The sequence below is a fragment of the Rhizobium sp. NPDC090275 genome (genome assembly GCF_044772225.1).
GTDB lineage: Bacteria > Pseudomonadota > Alphaproteobacteria > Rhizobiales > Rhizobiaceae > Rhizobium.
The window spans coordinates 1-19128 of the sequence record NZ_JBIVYL010000016.1 but is presented as its reverse complement, the minus strand read 5'-3'; the positions used below and the strand labels follow the sequence as shown (position 1 = coordinate 19128).

The 19128-nt window shown below is 57.3% G+C and carries 17 protein-coding genes; 6 read left to right on the top strand and 11 right to left on the bottom strand.

Features of this window, described 5'->3' with window-relative positions; genetic code table 11:
* Positions 1–47 precede the first annotated feature (47 nt).
* From ACIQUB_RS28835 to ACIQUB_RS28820, 4 genes are read right to left on the bottom strand one after another with little or no spacing between them, the layout of a single operon-like run.
* Complete coding sequence (locus tag ACIQUB_RS28835; RefSeq protein ID WP_402934684.1) at positions 48–998, bottom strand: substrate-binding domain-containing protein; 951 nt, start codon at positions 996–998, stop codon at positions 48–50.
* Positions 999–1055: 57 nt separating this feature from the next.
* On the bottom strand, positions 1056–2048 hold the full coding sequence (locus ACIQUB_RS28830) for an ABC transporter permease (protein WP_402934682.1): 993 nt from the start codon (positions 2046–2048) through the stop codon (positions 1056–1058).
* Positions 2045–3622 carry a sugar ABC transporter ATP-binding protein gene (locus ACIQUB_RS28825; protein WP_402934679.1) on the bottom strand — a complete coding sequence of 526 codons (1578 nt, stop codon included), beginning with the start codon at positions 3620–3622 and terminating at the stop codon, positions 2045–2047. The genes ACIQUB_RS28830 and ACIQUB_RS28825 overlap by 4 nt, the downstream gene beginning before the upstream one ends.
* A 10-nt stretch (positions 3623–3632) precedes the next feature.
* On the bottom strand, positions 3633–4334 hold the full coding sequence (locus tag ACIQUB_RS28820) for a GntR family transcriptional regulator (RefSeq protein WP_402934676.1): 702 nt from the start codon (positions 4332–4334) through the stop codon (positions 3633–3635).
* Positions 4335–4422: 88 nt separating this feature from the next.
* Here ACIQUB_RS28820 and ACIQUB_RS28815 point away from each other — a divergent pair, with 88 nt between their 5' ends.
* From ACIQUB_RS28815 to ACIQUB_RS28800, 4 genes are read left to right on the top strand one after another with little or no spacing between them, the layout of a single operon-like run.
* The gene (locus tag ACIQUB_RS28815) at positions 4423–5457 is read left to right on the top strand and encodes an Ldh family oxidoreductase (RefSeq protein WP_402934673.1); all 1035 of its coding nucleotides are present in this window, start codon (positions 4423–4425) and stop codon (positions 5455–5457) included.
* Complete coding sequence (locus ACIQUB_RS28810; protein ID WP_402934670.1) at positions 5454–6680, top strand: iron-containing alcohol dehydrogenase; 1227 nt, start codon at positions 5454–5456, stop codon at positions 6678–6680. The genes ACIQUB_RS28815 and ACIQUB_RS28810 overlap by 4 nt, the downstream gene beginning before the upstream one ends.
* A gap of 14 nt (positions 6681–6694) precedes the next feature.
* A complete protein-coding gene (locus tag ACIQUB_RS28805) occupies positions 6695–8182 on the top strand; it encodes an NAD-dependent succinate-semialdehyde dehydrogenase (RefSeq protein ID WP_402934667.1) in 1488 nt (495 codons plus the stop codon).
* Between the two features lie 15 nt (positions 8183–8197).
* Entirely contained in the window at positions 8198–9043 is an 846-nt protein-coding gene (locus ACIQUB_RS28800; protein ID WP_402934664.1) for an alpha/beta hydrolase, read from the top strand.
* Between the two features lie 340 nt (positions 9044–9383).
* On the opposite strand, the gene ACIQUB_RS28795 is transcribed toward ACIQUB_RS28800, so the two are convergent.
* The 4 genes from ACIQUB_RS28795 to ACIQUB_RS28780 form a co-directional block, all read right to left on the bottom strand.
* Entirely contained in the window at positions 9384–9971 is a 588-nt protein-coding gene (locus ACIQUB_RS28795; protein ID WP_402934661.1) for a cysteine hydrolase family protein, read from the bottom strand.
* 245 nt (positions 9972–10216) lie between these two features.
* Positions 10217–10468 (bottom strand): DUF982 domain-containing protein, encoded by a 252-nt coding sequence (locus tag ACIQUB_RS28790; RefSeq protein WP_402934903.1) that lies wholly within the window; start codon positions 10466–10468, stop codon positions 10217–10219.
* Between the two features lie 569 nt (positions 10469–11037).
* Positions 11038–11709 (bottom strand): glutathione S-transferase family protein, encoded by a 672-nt coding sequence (locus ACIQUB_RS28785; RefSeq protein WP_402934900.1) that lies wholly within the window; start codon positions 11707–11709, stop codon positions 11038–11040.
* Between the two features lie 507 nt (positions 11710–12216).
* The gene (locus ACIQUB_RS28780) at positions 12217–13119 is read right to left on the bottom strand and encodes a LysR family transcriptional regulator (RefSeq protein WP_402934658.1); all 903 of its coding nucleotides are present in this window, start codon (positions 13117–13119) and stop codon (positions 12217–12219) included.
* A gap of 91 nt (positions 13120–13210) precedes the next feature.
* On the opposite strand from ACIQUB_RS28780, the gene ACIQUB_RS28775 reads away from it, so the two are divergent.
* Positions 13211–13633 carry a VOC family protein gene (locus ACIQUB_RS28775; protein ID WP_402934655.1) on the top strand — a complete coding sequence of 141 codons (423 nt, stop codon included), beginning with the start codon at positions 13211–13213 and terminating at the stop codon, positions 13631–13633.
* Positions 13634–13859: 226 nt separating this feature from the next.
* On the opposite strand, the gene ACIQUB_RS28770 is transcribed toward ACIQUB_RS28775, so the two are convergent.
* Complete coding sequence (locus tag ACIQUB_RS28770; RefSeq protein WP_402934652.1) at positions 13860–13988, bottom strand: hypothetical protein; 129 nt, start codon at positions 13986–13988, stop codon at positions 13860–13862.
* 807 nt (positions 13989–14795) lie between these two features.
* On the opposite strand from ACIQUB_RS28770, the gene ACIQUB_RS28765 reads away from it, so the two are divergent.
* Positions 14796–15836, top strand: coding sequence for a fatty acid desaturase (locus ACIQUB_RS28765; protein WP_402934649.1), 1041 nt, complete (start codon positions 14796–14798; stop codon positions 15834–15836).
* A 94-nt stretch (positions 15837–15930) separates the two neighbouring features.
* On the opposite strand, the gene ACIQUB_RS28760 is transcribed toward ACIQUB_RS28765, so the two are convergent.
* The gene (locus ACIQUB_RS28760) at positions 15931–17835 is read right to left on the bottom strand and encodes an AI-2E family transporter (RefSeq protein WP_402934897.1); all 1905 of its coding nucleotides are present in this window, start codon (positions 17833–17835) and stop codon (positions 15931–15933) included.
* Between the two features lie 729 nt (positions 17836–18564).
* Positions 18565–18930: a response regulator gene (locus ACIQUB_RS28755; protein WP_402934646.1), complete on the bottom strand. Its 366-nt coding sequence runs from the start codon at positions 18928–18930 to the stop codon at positions 18565–18567.
* Between the last annotated feature and the right edge of the window lie 198 nt (positions 18931–19128).

Below are 19128 nucleotides of genomic sequence, written 5' to 3'. Positions count from 1 at the left end.
TTCTCATGCTATGGGGCGGCTCCCGCCGCCCCGGTTGACGTTGGTGATCAGAACGGAGAATCAGGGAAATAATATTCCTTGGCGTTTTCCTGAGTGATGAGCGGAGCGTCGAGCTTGACGGTTCCGCGAACGGGCGCCTGACCCACTAAATTCGCGACGGTCATGTAGATCGCGGTCTTGATCATTGCAGGCGGATAAGGCGTTTCGACAGGCGTCATCGCGTCCCCATCGATAACCTTCTTGACAATATCCTTCATGCCGTTACCGCCGAGCGCTAGCTTGATGTCCTTGCGACCGGACTCTTTCACGGCCTCAAGAACGCCAAGCAGCATATCGTCGTCGTTGGCCCATACGGCATCGATCTGAGGGTGCTTAGCAAGGTAGTCCTGCATCAGTTTGAAAGCTTCGTCACTGTTCCAGTTCGCATACTGGATGTCCAGAACCTTGAGGTCAGTACCTTTGATAGCGTCCTGGAAACCCTGAATTCGTTCGTCGTCAATGACGGTCGGAATGCCGCGCAGAACAACCAAATTGCCCTTGCCGCCCAGCTTGTCGATCATGAACTTCGCTGTGTTGCGACCAACCGCGATGTTGTCGCCTGCGAGATAAAGGTCTTGGATCGTCGCATCGTTGAGGCCACGGTCTACCACGGTGATGAACGTACCGGCATCTTTTACGGCCTTGACCGGAGTTGTCAGCTCTTCGGACGTGTATGGCAGAATGACCAGTGCGTCGAGCTTACGACCCGCGGACAGGTCTTCAAGGGCACTGACTTGAGCCGTTGCCGACGGTGAGGTCTTGACGACGACCTCGACATTCGGAAACGCGGCATTGATCTCCTTGGCGGCGGCCTGAGCGTGATACACGATGCCCGCTGTCCAACCATGGTCGGCTGCCGGGATCGATACCGCGACAACCTTCTTCTCCTCAGCGAGCGCGTGGCCCGCAATCAGCATCGTACTCACGGCTGCAGCCGCGATCCATTTTGTAGTAGACATTCCATTCCTCCCAGAATTTGGACCTAAGATCGTGAACCCGTGTGGTCCTGACACGGATTATTTCGAGAACCTTTGAATGAGCATGGCGATGATGATGATCACACCCTGGACGCCCGCCACGAGGTATTCCGAAACGAAGTCGGAAAGAACCATGAGGTTTGCGATGAGCTCAAGAATGACCGCGCCCGCCACCGTTCCCCACACGTGTCCCTTCCCACCGCGCAACGCCGTCCCACCGATGACCACCGCAGTGATTACCTGGAGCTCCCAGAGAACGCCCGTGGTTGGCGTGGCCGCACCGAGCCGCGGCACATAGCAGATCGCAGCGATCGCAACGCAGGCACCTTGGATCGCATAGGCGATCGTACGGGTCTTGATGATCGAAACGCCGGAGTAGCGGGCGACGTCTTCATTGGCTCCAACGGCTGCGCATTTACGCCCGTATTTCATTTTATAAAGTATGAAGGACGCAACGGCTGCGACCGCGATCGAAATCAGGATCGGAAACGGTATCCCCGCAATGGTACCGAAATAAACCGGTCGATAGGCATCACGCAGGCCACGATCGATAGGGATCGTGCCGCCATCCGACATGTAGGTGATCAGTGCCCGAAATATGCCCATCGTGCCGAGAGTAGCGATGAAGGGTTCGATTTTGCCGACCGTGACGATAATCCCGTTCATCAGACCACAGAACAAGCCAACGGCGACAGCCACCAGCATCCCGGCGGGAATTGCCGCCACGCCCCATTCCGGAGCCATCCTGTTCATGAACATGATGGTGATACCCGTGATGAACGCCGCCATGGAGCCCACGGAAAGATCGAGGCCGCCGGATGAAATGACGAACGTCGCGCCGACTGCGATGATCGCGATAAAGGCGCTTCGGGTAATAACGTTGCCGAGGTTGGTGGCTGAGAGAAAATCCTGATTGATAGCAAAGCCGATCACCATGAGCGCGGCAAGCGCGATAAAGGGACCGACATCCGACCAGCCAATATTCCAATCACGTTCCGGCCTGACCACAGTGGAACCCGTAATCACCGTCATCTTCTTCCTCCCTCATTGCTTCCAGCCGCGTGGCTCGTCGCCATGAGCGCGACATTATGTTCCGTCATCGCCTCGCCTGAGACTTCCCCAGCGATACGCCCCTCACGCATCACCAGTATTCGGTCGCAGATGCCGATCAGCTCCTGCATCTCCGAGGAGATGACGATGCAGGTCTTCCCCTCCGACACGAGTTGCTGAATGAATGCGTAAATTTGCGCCTTGTTGGCGATGTCGATCCCGCGGGTCGGCTCGTCGATGACAACGACCGACGGCGTGGTGAGCAACACCTTCGCAAGCAGCAGCTTCTGTTGATTGCCACCTGAGAGCTGGCCTGCTTTCACGCCAAGGGTTTTGAGCCGGATGTCATATTGATCGACGGCTTGCGTCAGTGCCATCTGTTCGCGCTTGCGGCGCATGAGCAGTCCGGGATGAAAGCGTCCCAGCGCCGACAAGGTGAGGTTCGGAGCAAGCCGTTCCTGCAGGAGAAGGCCCTTGCCCTTACGGTCCTCGGTTAGATAACCGATACCGGCGTCGAGGGCTGCCCTGGGCGTGTGGATGTTGATTGCCTTGCCAAGCAGTTCGACAGTACCGGTCGCAGGACGAAGCCCCATTATGCCCTCGAAGAGTTCCGTGCGGCCGGCACCGATCATCCCTGCGAAGCCAAGGATTTCCGATTGACGGACGTCGAACGAAACGTCTTTTGCGAAGCCGGGCACGGTGAGATTGCGGACTGACAGCGTCGTCTTGGGCGCAACATCCGCTCTCTTCGGCGGGTAGAGCGCGGCAAGGTCGCGGCCAACCATGTGCCGCGCCATGTCCATCTGACTGAGCGTGTGTCCGGGATAGGTTCCGATCATCTTGCCGTCACGCAGCACCGTGACTTTATCGGCAATACGTTGCACTTCATCGAGCCGGTGGCTGATGTAGAGGACTGCGGTCCGCTGCTCCTTCAAGCGAAGGATGATGGCAAGGAGCCGCTCGACTTCCTCGCCAGTTAAAACGGCAGTGGGTTCGTCAAAGATGACAAGCTTGTAGTCATCCAGTAGGGCTCGGGCGATCTGGACCAGCTGACGGTCGGCCAGCGAAATGTTGCGAACAAGCGCGTTCGGTGACACAACGCAGCCAAGCTCCGCAAGCTTCTCTCGAGTAAGACGTCGCATGGTTTTGTCGTCGACGGTACCATTTCGCATCAGCTCTCTACCGAGAAACACATTTTCGGCGACAGTTAGAGCCTCTGCGAGCAGTATCTCCTGATGGACAAGCACGATACCCGCATCTTGGGCGCGTTCGGGCTTATCAAACTTGACGTCAACATCAGCCATCGATAGTGACCCAGCCGACGGCTCGGCATAGCCTGACAGCAACCGCATAAAGGTTGATTTGCCGGCACCGTTTTCCCCGATGATAGCGTGAATTTCTCCGGGCAGAATATCGAGCGTGATATCAGACAGAACAGTGACGGGGCCATACTGTTTCGATAGGCCTTTTGCGCGCAGTACGTGTTGCCGAACGGGTTGGATGGCCTCCTTCACGTCTTGCGTACCCGCTCTGCCGATGCTCGCGACGTTGGACATTCCGTCACCCTTAGTCGAAAGCCGGCAGGAGCCGGTCACGTGAATGCTCAAGATGCACACGCATTGCCCGCTCCGCGGCCGGGCCATCGCCAGCTTCCAGCGCCGCCAGAAGCGCCTCGTGTTCGTCCAACGCTTCTTCTGTCACCCGCGAATGGAACATCAACCTGAATATATGAAAGTGCGTGTGCTGATGGTTCAGGGCCTCGCGAATGAGTTCGTTGCCTGCGATCTCGAGAATCTTGTCGTGAAACATCGCGTCCTGTCGTGCGAAGGTCGAATAGCGCAAACGTTCATCGCCGCCTTCGCGGCGACCCATCAGCCCAGCAGCGGCCCGCAAGGCCGAAAGCTTGACGTCGTCCATGGCGATCGCGGCCCTGGCGGCGCTGTCGGGCTCTAGCAACAGGCGAAGCTGATACAGCTCGTCAAAGCGTCGACGGGTAATCTGCGGAGCGGCGCTGAAGCCGATAAGGTGGGTCTTAACGACGAGACCTTCGCCTTCTAGGCGTCCGAGCGCTTCGCGGATCGGTGTCTGCGACACGTTGAGTTCGCGAACGAGATTATCCACCGTGATGCGTGTGCCAGGCGGAATCTTTAACGTCATCAACTGAGCGAATATCGCTTCGTAAACGCTGTCAGCGAGGCTGTTAGCGCGCGGGATAAAACCACTCGTATCGAATGCGTAAGGTGTCACCGCGGGAATTTTCAGTTGCATGTTTTTGCCTCTTGACATGATCAATCGCTAACATGATGCTCGCCGATATGCAATCCCATATCCTATAGGATTTTATATTGGAGCCAAAGTGAGGGTCGATCAAGAGAGTGCTTTTTGCCTAGCGACGCGCCTTTTAGAGGAGCGAGGCACCCCCTTAGAACACGCGCGCTTACAGGCACGCTTGCTAGTCGAAGGCGAGTTGAAAGGCCATCCATCGCACGGCCTACAGCGCCTTCCCCGCATCCTTGCACGCATCGAGCGCACCCTAATTGACCCGGCTTCCGCAGGCCGTTCGCATTGGCGGTCGTCGTCCTTCCTGGAAGTCGATGGCATGAAGGGGCTTGGCCCAGTGGTGGCCTGCGCTGCGCTTGAGCGCCTGGCAGACCGAACCCGTCAGGCTGGTGTCGCGGTTGCTGGAATCTGCAACTCAAACCATCTTGGAATGCTTGCCTACTATGTCGAACGTCTGGCCGACAAAGGTCTGATAGGGCTTGCCATGTCTTCGAGCGAGGCGCTGGTTCACCCCTACGGCGGGACGCAGGCGCTTTTGGGGACAAACCCGCTTGCGATCGCCATACCGACCGCGGATCGGCCGATGGTGATCGACCTTGCAACCGGCATCGTTTCGATGGGCAAGATACACCACCATGCCGCCAACGGCTCTCCAATACCAAGGGGCTGGGCGCGAGACGCCGACGGGAGATCGACGACCGACGCTACCGCGGCCACGAAAGGATCAATCGCCCCGTTCGGGGAGGCCAAGGGCTATGCACTGGGTATGGCGCTGGAACTGATGGTCGCATCTGTCGCCAAATCTGCTCTTGCGCCCAACGTTCGAGGAACGCTCGACGCCAACGCTTTATGCAACAAGGGTGACGTCCTCATTGCTATTGATATTGGCGAGCAACCCGAGATGCTCGCCAGTTTCAGCATCTATCTCAACGGCGTTCGCAACTCGCTGCCAGCTGATCCGGCTCGTCCGGTAACTGTCCCAGGGGACGGCGCATTGGCACGACGTGAAGAAGCCCTTTCGTCCGGCATAGCGATTTCGCCGCGACTTTGGGACGAACTCAACGCCCTTTCTTACAGTAGCAAACCGCTTGTCAAAGGACATGGACAATGACCCTCTTCGCCGCTCTACGGCTTCCCCAGGAAATCTTGTTCGGCAAAGGACAGCGCCATGCCCTGGCAACTGTCGCGGCAAGGCTCGGAAGGAGAGCCCTGGTATGCACGGACGAGAGGTTCGCGGCGACATCCGTATTCGCCGAACTCGTGAGCGCGCTTGAAGCAGCCTCCGTAGCCGTTCTGATCTACGACGGAGTACAGCCCGACGTGCCAGCCGACAGTGTCTCGGTCTGCGTAGAGGACGCCAGGACGTTCGATCCAGAGATGGTGATCGGCATCGGTGGTGGAAGTTGTTTGGATATGGCCAAGTGCGCAGCACTCCTGTTGACTCACGGTGGCCAGCTCAAGGACTACTATGGCGAATACAAGGTGCCAAGCCCGATAATCCCCGTCCTTGCTGTCCCGACAACGGCGGGTACGGGTTCGGAGGTTACCCCTGTTGCGGTAATTTCAGATTCCGAGCGCACTTTGAAGGTCGGGATATCTAGCCCTTATCTGATAGCAACAGCCGCGATATGCGATCCCGAGCTGACGATGACGTGCCCACCAGGCTTGACTGCCGTTGCAGGCGCCGACGCCCTCACCCATGCGATTGAGGCCTTCACGGCCGCGCGTCGCGGCGTTGATCATTCCTTGGCTCAGAAGCACGTCTTCATCGGCAAGAGCGCGTTGACCGACCACTTCGCGCTGCTAGCGATCAAGCTTCTTGGTCGAAGCCTCGAGAAAGCCTGCAAGGACGGTTCGGATGAAGATGCGCGCGCCGACGTAATGATGGGTGCACTTGCTGCAGGCTGCGCGTTTGGGACAGCGGGCACGGCCGCGGCCCACGCCGTTCAGTACCCGGCTGGCGCTTTGACGCATACGGCCCATGGTCTCGGCGTCGCGACAATGATGCCTTACGTCATGAACTACAACCTTTCAGCTTCAGTTACCGAAATGTCGCAGATCGGAGCGGCGCTTGGTTTGGGGACGCCGGGTCTCGACGAGAGGCAGCTCGCGGTGGCAGCTATCGAGAAAATCCGCAGGCTTTTCGCGGCGATCGGCATTACTGCAACGCTCGCCGATCTAGGGCTCGCAGCAGACAAGCTGGACTGGACGGCCGAGCAGGCCTTCAACATTGACAGGCTGATCAAGAACAATCCAAGGCCCTTTGATCTCGACGCCATGAAACGTCTCGTCAAAGCCGCCTACGATGGCAATTTCGCCGCTTCCGCCATGTGATTATCGAGGAAACCATGACAATCGCCCAACAGATCACCCCGCCAAACCGCCACCTGCCCGACCTTGATGCCACTGCGCGCGGGCTCTACATCGACGGACAATGGCGACCCTCCCACTCGGGACGGCAGATTGACGTCGTCGATCCATCGACGGGTGGCATTTTGGCTACCGTTCCCGATGCAACGATCGAGGATGCCAGAGCCAGTGTAGACGCGGCCGCGGCGGCAGCGCCATCTTGGCGAGCGACACCTCCTCGTAGACGCTCCGAAATTCTGCGTCGTTGCTTCGAGCTGATGCTCGATCGGTCGGACATGCTGGCTACGCTCATTTCCATGGAGAACGGCAAAGCGCTGCGGGACGCGCGCGGTGAAGTTGCGTACGCTGCGGAATTTTTCCGCTGGAACGCCGAGGAGGCTGTGCGCATCAGCGGCGAATTCGCCATAGCTCCATCCGGCACCAACCGCATCATCGTCGATTATCAGCCGATCGGAATTTGTCTGCTGATCACGCCCTGGAATTTCCCGGCGGCGATGGCCACCCGGAAAATTGCGCCAGCGCTAGCGGCTGGCTGTACCGTCATTCTCAAGCCCGCGAGTGAAACCCCGCTCACAGCTTATGCTCTCGCGGCGATATACGAAGAGGCCGGTGTGCCAAAGGGCGTTGTCAACGTGCTGACGACAACCAACCCCGGCCCCGTAACATCGACGGTCTTGGCCGACCCGCGCGTCAGGAAGCTCTCATTCACTGGATCAACTGGCGTCGGGCGACAATTGCTTGCTGAAGCGTCAAAGCACGTCATTTCCTGCTCGATGGAGCTTGGTGGAAACGCACCGTTCTTGGTTTTCGACGACGCGGATCTCGACGCCGCGCTCGATGGCGCTATGATCGCCAAGATGCGCAACGCTGGTGAAGCCTGCACGGCAGCAAACCGGTTCTACGTGCAGTCCCAGATCCACGACGCTTTCGCCAAAGGGCTGTCCGATCGCATGTCAGCCTTGAAGGTCGGCTCGGGTGTCGAGGCCGACACTGACTGCGGCCCTATGATTACCCGCAAGGCAGTCGACAAGATCAGCCGCCTTGTTGATGATGCGAAAGACAAAGGCGCACGTGTTCTGTGTGGTGGCCAAACGCCGTCAGGGTCAGGCTTTTTCTATCCACCAACGGTACTTGCCAATGTGTCCGCGGAAAGCGAAATGGCTCAAGAAGAAATCTTCGGACCCGTTGCGCCGATCTACCGATTTGAGACCGAGCAAGAAGCGATCGACCTTGCAAACGACACCGAGTACGGACTGGCAGCCTACGTTTACACACGCGATCTTGCCCGCGGTCTTCGGGTGTCGTCGGCTATTGAGGCGGGCATGATTGCACTAAACCGTGGCTTGGTCTCCGATCCGGCCGCCCCCTTCGGCGGTGTCAAGCAAAGCGGACTAGGTCGTGAGGGCGGACAACATCACGGCATTGCGGAGTTCATGGAAGCGAAATATATCGCAACAAGTTTCTGATCCGGAGGATATTCATTGGGGTGCGATCCATTCCGCATCCGCGATCATGTCGCGGAGTTCGACGACATTGTCTCCGAAATCGTGCAGGCGAGCGCACGGGCGCGCGAAACCCTGCCCATGATCGCGGATATCGCATACGGCACAGGCCCAAGTGAAACGGTGGACTTGTTTTTTCCAGCCGGCCATCGCGAAGGCCTGCCGGTCCACATCTTCATACATGGCGGTTACTGGCGGATGTGGTCGAAACGCGAATATTCCTACATCGCGAAACCCATAACGGATGCGGGCGGGATCGCGGTGATCGTCGATTATTCACTGATGCCGGATGTTCGGATGGAAGTGCTCGTGGATCAGGTCTTTCGAGCCAAGGCGTGGGTGCGCGATCATATCAGCGAACATGGCGGCGATCCCGCATCAATTACAATCAGTGGTCACTCGGCGGGAGCCCATCTGGCGAGCCATCTGATCCACCTCGGTCCACCGGCCACTGAGATCATTGGGGCCCTTCTTCTGGGAGGGCTCTACGACCTTCGACCGTTGAAGAGTTCTTTTCTCCAGAGCGAGATCAATCTGACGGAGGAGGAAATCGAAAAATTCACGCCGCTCCACCATTTCCATGATCCTGGCTGCCGGGTGATCCTCGCGGTTGGTGAACAAGAAACAACGCCGTTTCACACTCAGATGAGCGCGTTTTCGGACGTCTTGAGAAGGCAAGGCGTACCGGTTGCCGAAAAGGTCCTACGCGGACGCAATCACATGAGCTCGGTGCGCGACCTTGGCATTGCCGGAACGGAGGTCAATGATGTGCTGCTAGAGCTGCTGCATAACACAACAAAACCCATAGCGGGGAGAACCACGTGACGATCAATCCAGCTCATTCAATCATCGTCGCAACTAAAGCGAAACCGTTCCAAGGGGACGCGACCCAGGAAAGCGCGCACGGCCGCACCAGCGCTTTCACGCCCGTAGCGTGCACGTTCGTCTATAAGCAAGCTTCATTTACAGGCGCACCCGTCGATTGTCTTAACCTCTTTTAACGCCGGCTCGATTTTGACTGTTTTAATTCGAACGGCGTCTTAGCTTGGCAGGCTTGTATCGTCCTGGAGAACTTCCGCGATATCTGCCGCGCTTCTTCTCGATCGTGACCGACCTCCATCCTGCCGGGTCACCGTGGACAGGAGCCGCCACTGGTTCCATTTTCCTAAACAACGTTCGCAAGTAGGGCTTCTGTGGAAGTCATCTCGACCTGGACTGAGAACCTTGCGCCAAGAAGCTCCAGCGTCGAATCGTGGGTGCTATCGGCCCCACTGCACACTGCGTCATGCGGAATTAGCAAGCGATAGCCAAGGTCGATCGCGCCGACCACCGTCGCTAGTACGCAAACATCTGTCTCCCCGCCTGTGACGATGAGGGTATCGACGCCGTCTTGGACCAGAAGCTGATGAAGCCGTCCGTCCACCCAGGGGGAATACGTCCGCTTGTCAAAAACCCGCGCTGGCGGGGCAAATCGAGCCAAGGCTGGCAAAAGGTCAACAAGCTCGCGCGGTAAGCGGTTCAGGGTCATCTGATTCCATTTTTCGTAGTATGCCTTCCATGCACCTGGCATTTCCCCAGCCGAGCGCGGCGGTATAAAGCGGGTGAAGATGGTCCGTTCGGGTACTCGCGCCGTCAGTTCCTCGATTTGATCGGATACTTTCGCCATCCATGGAACGTTCCACGCGGTCTCCCCGTCGAACATCCTTTGCATATCAATACACAGATGAGCCCACCGTGGCATGATCTCCTCCATGTCGTGCCGGCAACATCAAACCGGTGTTTACGAACCGAATCCTAGTAATAGGCCCATCGCGGTCAATGCAAGAAAGCCGGTCACGGCCAATCCAGTCGTGAGATAATCACTAAATCGGCCTGGCTCCGCGTTCCTGATTTCGCCCCTAGTCGCCAAAACGGCGGAGAAGCCGGCAAACATCCAGCATAGTAGCGTTGCGCATCCCAAGATGATGGCCCAATTGACTGGCGTGGCTGAGATTGCTGTCATGAGAGCACCTTCGCTTGAACTGCCGCGTTGACGAAACTCTGGCGAGCCAACTCCGCGCTTCCGTGCTCCATCAAAGCCTTGCGGCACCTGGCTACCGCCAGGCTAAATTCCGCACTATCCTTTGAGGGCCATTCGCCTTGTAAAGCTAACAGGGCGGCATCGGGCCCATTAATACATTTACGACTACCGCCAGCGATCCGCAGGTGAACCGGAACCGCCCATCGGATTTGGAAATCGACATCAATCACCGTAGGCACTCGGCACCTCCTTCAATAAGCATATGTACAACCTCGCTCAGGATTGCCGGTTCCCGCGGTACGAGCTTGGTCCGCAACCGCACGATTGAATCCTGATTTAGGTTGCGTCTCATGACGGGTTCATCAGCAACATCTGACGTATCCATCAACACGGAACGCCGTCTGCCGCACCATCGCGGTCGATCCAACGGAGTATCTCATGTGCGCGAAACCTCCGATATTCTAGATAGAGGCGGCTGCAACTCGTCCGGGAGGACGGCGGCAAGATCTATATCGCCTCTGACGTCAACAATCCCGCTCGATGGACTGCGAACAAGCCTGTCGACTGCTGACGTTACGCCCTCAGCGATCTCGTCGAGGTTCACTACTTAGACAAAGGCATCCATGGCTCAAGTACTTCGTCGGATGTGGCGCCGGGCTTGGTGTCATGGTTGGCTAACCGGATGCTTTCGCCCTCGACACGCCTTTTCGGGTGCACCGCGTGCAATGGGGTCGAGTACGGATAGGTGGATGACGGCTCGCGCCCGCTAGGTTTCAGGGTGCGGTTCACAGCGATTGCCCTAAGTTTCGTCGGGTTCTCTGCTTTGATGATCGCGCGGGCCAAACGCATATGGTCCGCCTTTTTCCAGGGCTCGATGGTAGGCGGGACGGGCATGGATGCGTTTCATCCAGTCTGTCGTGGCTCGTTTACTATCGTCGAGAAACCCACGTGACCCCGCCGCCTCAAGCGGGAAACTCATCATGACGTCGGCCGCGGTGAACTCGGCTCCAGCGAACCATTTGCGACTGCGGAGTTCCTGCTCGAGGAAGTGCAGGTGCGTTTCGAGCATCGGCCGTATACGCTTCAATGCAAACCGTCCGAAAAGGGGTATTTTCGATGCGACAAGGCTGGCGAAGAGTATCGGCATCAGCGAACCCTCGGCATAGTGAAGGTACTGGCGATATAAGACGACTTCCCGGGGCGTCGGAGGCGGGCCCAGCTTGCCGTCGGCCACGCCCGTCAGGTATTCGACGATCGCACCAGTCTCCACCAACACCTGGCAGCCTGCGGGACTATCGAGATCCTCGACAATCGGAGACTTTCCGAGCGGATGAACTGTCCGCAATGCCTCGGGAGCGGACATATCCCTATTTCGCTCGTAATAGCGAATATTGTAATCAAGTCCCAGCTCCTCCATCAGCCAAATGACGCGCTGGGAGCGACTATTATTGAGGTGATGAACGATAAACAGGTGAATCCTCCGCGGTCGTGACCAGCATAAAGAAGGTAAATAGCCGTCAATGGTTCCACTCGCAGCCAGGGTTTGGCAAGGTCGAGAGTTTTCGCTTGAGCAACGCAACTAGGTTCGAGCTTCACATCGTCGCCGAATTGTCGAGGCCGCGGGCTAGTAATCAAGAAAGGGTTCGTCGCCTTTCAATTACAAGTGGCCATCCTGCGCGCAATCGGGTTAAACCATGCGGCCCTAGTCGAGCATTGAGGCCGTTGAGAGGTAAGACGCCACGTCGTCGAGCGGCCCCAAGAGAGCGAAAGGATCTTCGAAGTATCTGGACGAAACTAGATGGGGCATACGGCGGTTCTTTTTGCAACCGACAGTGCGAGTGGCCGATCAGGTAACGGCCTCACATGGCGCGTAGCGGAAGAGCGCAGTCGGCCCTTTGCGGTCATGCACACGCACCTTAGTGAGCAAACCAACCGGGCGCTTTGATCGCGTCGCAATCCAACCAGGTAGCCGATCACTTCATACACACAGTGAGGCGATCAAGCTCCTGAACCATTTCTGCGCTGGATGAACGTCGTTTCGGCGATGCCAAGCCATGTTGTATTGAACACTGGGCAGGTCCAGTGGGGGATCCATCACGCGCAACTCCGCGACACGCCCCGACGCTTCTACAACCCCTTGCATGAGCGTTGCGATCAGATCCGACGACGCGACCAAAGCGGGCGCTGCATACATCTGCGGCACGGTGAGAGCGAGGCGGCGGCGCAGCCCTTGCTTCGAAAGGGCCGCATCCACCAAGCCGAAATTGTCATTTTCGGGCGACACAAGGAGATGCGACAGTTCCAGAAACGTGTCCAACGTCATCGGTTGGTCGGCTTGAGGGTGGCCGTTTCTGACCACGCAGACAAATCTCTCGGCAAACAAGGCTTGGCTCAAGATACGCCCCGCCGGCGCGGGTGGTACGCCGATCGTTACGTCGGCTTCTCCGTCATCGAGCAGCGTCACTGCATCGTCGCGATGTACGAAGCTGCGAATTTGCAGGATTACTCCGGGCGCATCCTGCCTGAGCCGCGCGACCAGCCTTGGCAGGATCAGATGGGCGGGATGCTCGGCCAATCCGATAGCGAAAGTCGCCGTCGACTGCGTGGGATCGAAGACCTGCCTGAACTCGAGTGTTCTTTGAATATCGGTCAAAGCGCGGCCGATCGGCTCGGCCAATTCGAGAGCCCGCATGGTTGGATGGAGACCATCGGGACCCCGCACGAACAGTTCATCGTTCAACAGCGCGCGCAATCTGCTCAAGGCCGCACTCATCGCGGGCTGCGTGCGGCCAATGCGGATGCCGGCACGTGTAACGCTGCGCTCCGCGATCAAGGCGTCAAAAGCGACAAGGAGATTGAGATCGATACCATGTAAATCCATTCAATGGATGTTATCGCATACATAATATCGATTTCAATAATGTTTTGGCTCGAGCTATTTCCGTTTCATTGAATGAACACGGAGCCAGTCAATGCCCAATGAAACCGAAATTTACAGCAGCGGGATCAGCGAAGCCGATCTGCAGATGTTGAAGACCTTTTACCGCGCCTTCGCCGGCCAGCCCGCGCTTCTCGACGATTGCGTCACCGCCGACTGGCAGGACATTCCCTTGGCGCCTGGCCAGGCCACTGGTCGCGACGGCGCAAAGCCGCTGATCGAGGGCTTCGGGGGTAGTGCGGAACCGAGAGCGAACAGGACGGCTATCCTCGAGTTCATGGTATCGGATGTTGATGCAGAATTCGCGCGGCTCAAGGATCAGGTCGAGGTCGTCCACGAACCCAAGGATCTGCCATGGGGAAACCGAACAATGCAGATTTCGGATCCGGAAGGTACCCGCGTGGCGCTCTATACGCCAGTCACGGACGCTGCCAAAAAGCGTTTCGCGGGCCGCTGATGCTATCAGTATCGTAAGTGGTCTTCTACTTAAAAGGGCAAAACGGCAATAGCCACACCACGTTGGCTAATGCCTTCTATGATCAGAGGGTTTCGCCGTTAAGATCTGTGCTTTTGGCGCGGACTGGAGAGGCAGATGGAAGATCTGGGCACCCGAACGTATCTGGACCACACGTGCGTTTGAAGCTGAGCCTGCCCGTCGACCATGTTGCAGAGGCCGAAGGGCTTTAGGGCTTCTTCTGTTTGCTGGACTCTACAGCCTTGGCCCCGAACGTAGCCGGCGCTGCGGCTGGAGCCGCCTTGTCCTTCTTCGGCTTGCGGATCTCTTTGTTGCTTCTAGCTAGATCCTTAGCCATCGATTTCTCCTGGTTGAGATACCGTCGCATTGCCGAGCAGCGTCGGAGAGAATGCAAGCCATATCTTGGCAGTCAAGTCTCTGTGTGCCAGGCCGCCGCGCGGGCCTAGCGCGCTTGTCCTACCGGAGATCGTTGAATATCTTATATCGGTCAGTAGTTCCGACCGACACCCCACACCATGAACAAGAACGAGGCTGTAGCGGCAAAAGCTGCGATGGCGAGATTGGTATCCATGATAACCCCTGTAAATTAATGCGCTCTCAACGCGCCAAACGACGGGATAGTTCCAATGGCGACAAGTCCTGACATCCGAGCGCTTTCATCGATGTTGCTGCCGCCGTCGCGTGTATCGCTTCGGCCGACGCGCCTCGCCAGTGACTTTACGGAACGCCGAATTGGTAGGGGGTACGCCAAGCACCAGGAGAGGGTTCTACGACGAGCGGTCTGCGAGGTGATACCGGTTGCTATGCGCTCCTCAATATCGATGTGTCACAAGACCAATGATCGACGCTTTTGTACGGAGGTCATTGCTTGAACATTCGTAAAACAACAGCGTCTCTGAACACCGAGGTCGGCAGGAAGACCCAGGTATGTTGTCTCATTTCGCAGCCGCCACTGCTTTGCACGGGCCGCACTAACGCGGGAAAGCGGCCGACGCGCAAGCCCACAAACAAAAACGGATGGTTTCGCCTCCCGCGCCGTAGTAGATGAGGCAGCACGTAAGGCTAGCCTAGGCTGACGCCCTACAATTTAAACCGTGGTGTAGAGCGGAAGTCCTGCATTGCGATCAGAAACAGCTCGGATCACATGAACTCTCAAAAACACGAACCAAAATCACCAAGCCGGGATACGACCGGCGCTTGGATCAAGATTCTGGCGCAATACCGGCAGCCGCGCCTTGGTCGCAGCGTATTTGAGCTCGTGGTAACGGCTGTGCCGTTCGCTGCGTTCTGGGCCGGAGCGTGCATCTTCACCATGCAAGGTTCGTGGCTGGGCGCCTTGCTAGTTCTGCCTGCTGCAGCTTTCCTGCTTCGGCTCTTCATGATCCAGCACGACTGCGGGCACGGCTCGTTCTTCGCGCGGCGAAGGTTGGACACATGGACGGGACGCATAATTGGAGTTCTCACCCTCACGCCCTATGACTACTGGCGGCGAACCCATGCCGAGCACCATGCCTCTGCTGGCAATCTTGACGAACGGGGAGTGGGTGACATTGCAACCCTAACGGTCGACGAATATTGTGCCCTTTCTCCGGCAAGGAGACTTGGATACCGCTTCTATAGGCACCCGGTTGTCATGTTCGGTATCGGCCCGGTCTGGGTATTCCTCCTAAAACAACGGCTGCCGATCGGTATGATGAGGGCCGAATTCTTGCCTTGGGTGTCGACAATGGCAACCAATCTGGCGATCGCGCTTGTCGCTGCATTGACGATATGGCTCGTGGGGCTGGTGCCGTTCCTCTTGGTGCATCTTCCTGTTGTATTGTTGGCGGGAGCTGCCGGCGTTTGGCTGTTTTACGTACAGCACCAGTTTGAGGAAACGCATTGGTCAAACGCCGACGACTGGAAGTTTCCTAAAGCCGCTCTCCACGGCGCTTCGCACTATGACCTCCCGCTGGTGCTTCGATGGCTAACGGGCAATATTGGCGTCCACCACGTTCATCATCTCGCTAGCCGTATTCCATACTATCGACTTCCGGAGGTACTGCGCGCTCATCCTGAACTAGCGGGCATTGGCCGCATAACGTTGTGGGAGAGCTTTAGGTGTGTTCGACTTGCACTATGGGATGAACGGCGGCGCCGCCTTGTCTCTTTCCGGGAGGCCCGGGAACTGCTGGCGCATCAATAGTGGTTTCATGCACGCTGCATGTGATTTAATTCGCCTCCCGACGCTTTTTCAGGCGGCGCGAGAGTGGCGCGCATCGGCGTCGACACGTCACCATTCACGCTTGTGCCGCGCGCGGAATCCTTGGTCGTGCCAACTTCCTGACCACCACCTCTGGCCGGGCGGGACCTGTATCGGTCAGGGCACTTCTGATGGCGTCGCTCATTGTGGTGCAGACGAAATCCGCGTTTACGTCGTCTGCCTTTATTTGAGGGTATGCCTGTCCGTTTGCGGTCGGCATCATGACACCGACACGTAGACCCGGCTTTTGACGTTTCAAGCGGCGAACAATCTGACGTGCATGAGACATTGAGTTTCCATTCAGAAACGTGATGATCGCGGTATCGGCGACGCCAACGGGGGGCACAGTAGGGCCATCTTCGTTCGAAGTCTGCGGCACCTCGATAAGCTCTGCACCCTGAATTGACAGTAATTGCGCCAACATGGCCGCTCCTGCCGCGTCGATCGCCCCACGACCGCCAATCGAAAGAACGATACGTCCTTCGCCATCTGGAAGCGCCTGACTGACATTGGCGCCATCCGCACTCGCCGCATGCCCGTCTTCTTCCTCGTTCTCTTCGTCGACAGCGATGTCGGCAAGGTTATCGATGAGCGTACGCGTGGTCGATGCAACAAGGGCAATCTGTTCCCGCGTCATCACACCGCGCTGGCGGTCGGTTTCAGCCAGGATCAACGCGGGGAGCGCAACCCTCTCATAATAATCCACGAGGTATTCTTCCTCAAGGAGCTGTTCCGCGTTGTCGGTGGCTTCGTTAGGATCGCCGGCGAGCAGCCGCTGATAGAGCTTTGCCTGTGGCTGGAGGACAGGCTCGTTTCCAAGTAGCACGTCGAGGAAGCTGAACTGTGGGACATAGCGACCAAGCACAACGAGACAAACTGTCAGGGGGGTCGATAGCATCAAGCCGACGGGCCCCCAGAGCCACGACCAGAAAATTGCCGAGACGATGATCGCAAGCGGCGAAAGTCCCGTATGGCTGCCGTAAAGCCAGGGCTCCACAACATTGTTGCTGACCAGTTCTGTAACGATGAACAAGCCCGCGACCCACGCAACAAGTGACCAACCCGGTGAGATGGCGAGTGCCAGAAAAAGCGGCAGGATCATTCCGATCACCGGCCCGATGTAGGGGACGAAGCGCAACACCAGTGTAAGAAGTCCCCAGAGGATCGCGTTTGGAATACCGAGAGCCCATAGGCCGATTGTGATCGGGATGGCGTAGAGAGAGTTCACTACCAGTTGCATCAGCAAGTATTTGCCCACCCGCTTACCCGCGTCCTGGAGCGCAGAGGTCGTCTTGTGGAGATCACCCAGCCCGACGAGCCGAATGAGGCGGTCACGCAGGGCTTCGCGTTCGAGCAGCATGAAGATGACCAGCACGATGACGAGGCCTGCTGAGGCGAATGGACTGATGAGCGGTAGGATGAAGCTTCCAAGTGTCTCTATCGGGTTTGACCGCGTTACGATCTCGACGGGAATAGGTTCGGGTTTTTGGGCTTCTGCAGTCGGCGTTTCCTGGCTTTCGCTCGCTCGGATTTTGAGCTCGTTACCAATCCGCTCGACAGCTTTGCTCAGGTGATCTAGTACGCCGCTTCCGGAGCCGGCCTGGGTCAGAGCGTCGACCTTAGCGACAATGTTGCGCTGATAGGTCGGAATGTTATCGGCAAGATTGGCGACCTGGGTAGCAACGACGATGCTGAAAAGCGTGATTGTCACAAAGGCGGATGCCACCGCCAGCAAAACGGACGCGATTTTCGGGACATGACGCTTTCTTAGGAAATTGACGATCGGCGCCAGCGTGAAAGTGAGCAGCAAAGCCAGGGCCAACGGCACGAAGACTTCTTGGCCGATGTGCAACAATGCACCCACGCCAATCAGGATCAGAACCATTCGGCCGGAGATCGTCGAATTGGTGAGGCTGCCGTGGATCGGAGTAATGTCGGACATGCTGGTCGTGTTCGATCTCTGCACAGCCAATTGCCTCTCCCATATCTCGTGACGTATCACCGATGGTCCGTTAGTCATTATGAAATATAGCTCCGATGTTCTTAATCGAGCCGCCAGGTGAAAATACTCAAGAGCCGTGCCGAGTTCTCCTTGATCGAAGAGATGGGAAGCGGCCTTCCAATGAGCGCAGATGAGGGCGACCACCGGCGATCCATCCGCTTTGGCCGCGGGGTTTCGGCTTCATTGGAGTTGATGCGGCTGTGGCATGTCCCGCGCCAAATGATCATCCTCGCCGAGTGTCGAAGACCATCAACGCCGGCGTAAAAATGAAAGAGCGCGCCATGCAACAGATCAGGTCGGTAATCGCTTTTCCGAAATCGGGAGTTCGCCGACCTTGGTATGATATTAGTCTGCCCTGCGATCGAACCTCATGGGCTCTGAGAGACTGATCTAAGCTTCGCCAAGGACAACGGTCTCGACTGGTACGTCGCCGACCTTGGTGCCCACCGTACTGACAGCAAGACTTTCTACATCGAGGACGAAATCCGTTATTTCCGGCGAATGCTCTTGAAGGGCGAGCAGTTCGGTCGACTAACACGCGTCCACTGCCGAACCGATTGGCGTCTGATTCCGGGCCTGAGTGTTTCACGCAAACACTACTAACCCTACGATCCAAACAACGCGTTTTCCCTGTTTCATGAGCTTCCCTAGATAAGGGCCCGCGACTACTCAGTCCGTCAGTAGCTCACGGATCATGGTCACGACTTCGCCGGAGACATAGGGCTTTTTAAGGAAGGGCGTACCTTGGGGGAGTTGTTCGACTGAGGGCTGACGGTGGCCGGATGTCACGATGATTTTGATTGGCGGCCAGCGATCGCGAACAAATGCTGCGAGTTTCAGCCCGTCCATGCTTCCCGGCATGTCCACGTCCGTGAACACGAGCGTAATTTCGGTATGCAGTTCGAGGACCTCGATCGCCTCGTCTGCGGTGCCAGCTTCAAACACGATGAAGCCCTCGTCCTCCAAATCCGCTGTAATCGACAGGCGAATAAGAGGCTCGTCATCGACAACGAGTACAACTACTGGGTTGGGCATGCAGGGTTCGCTTCTCTAAGAATGCTCCCGAGGCTTTGCGCGAGCTTTGTACGTTACCGAACATAACTGCGCCTGCCGGCACAAAGTTCCGGTGACGATCGTTTGAGGCTTTGATTTGGAGGCCTCAGATGACCCGTCGCCGGTTCGACCTGACTGATTTCGAATGGAGCATTATCCAACCGCTTCTTCCTAACAAGC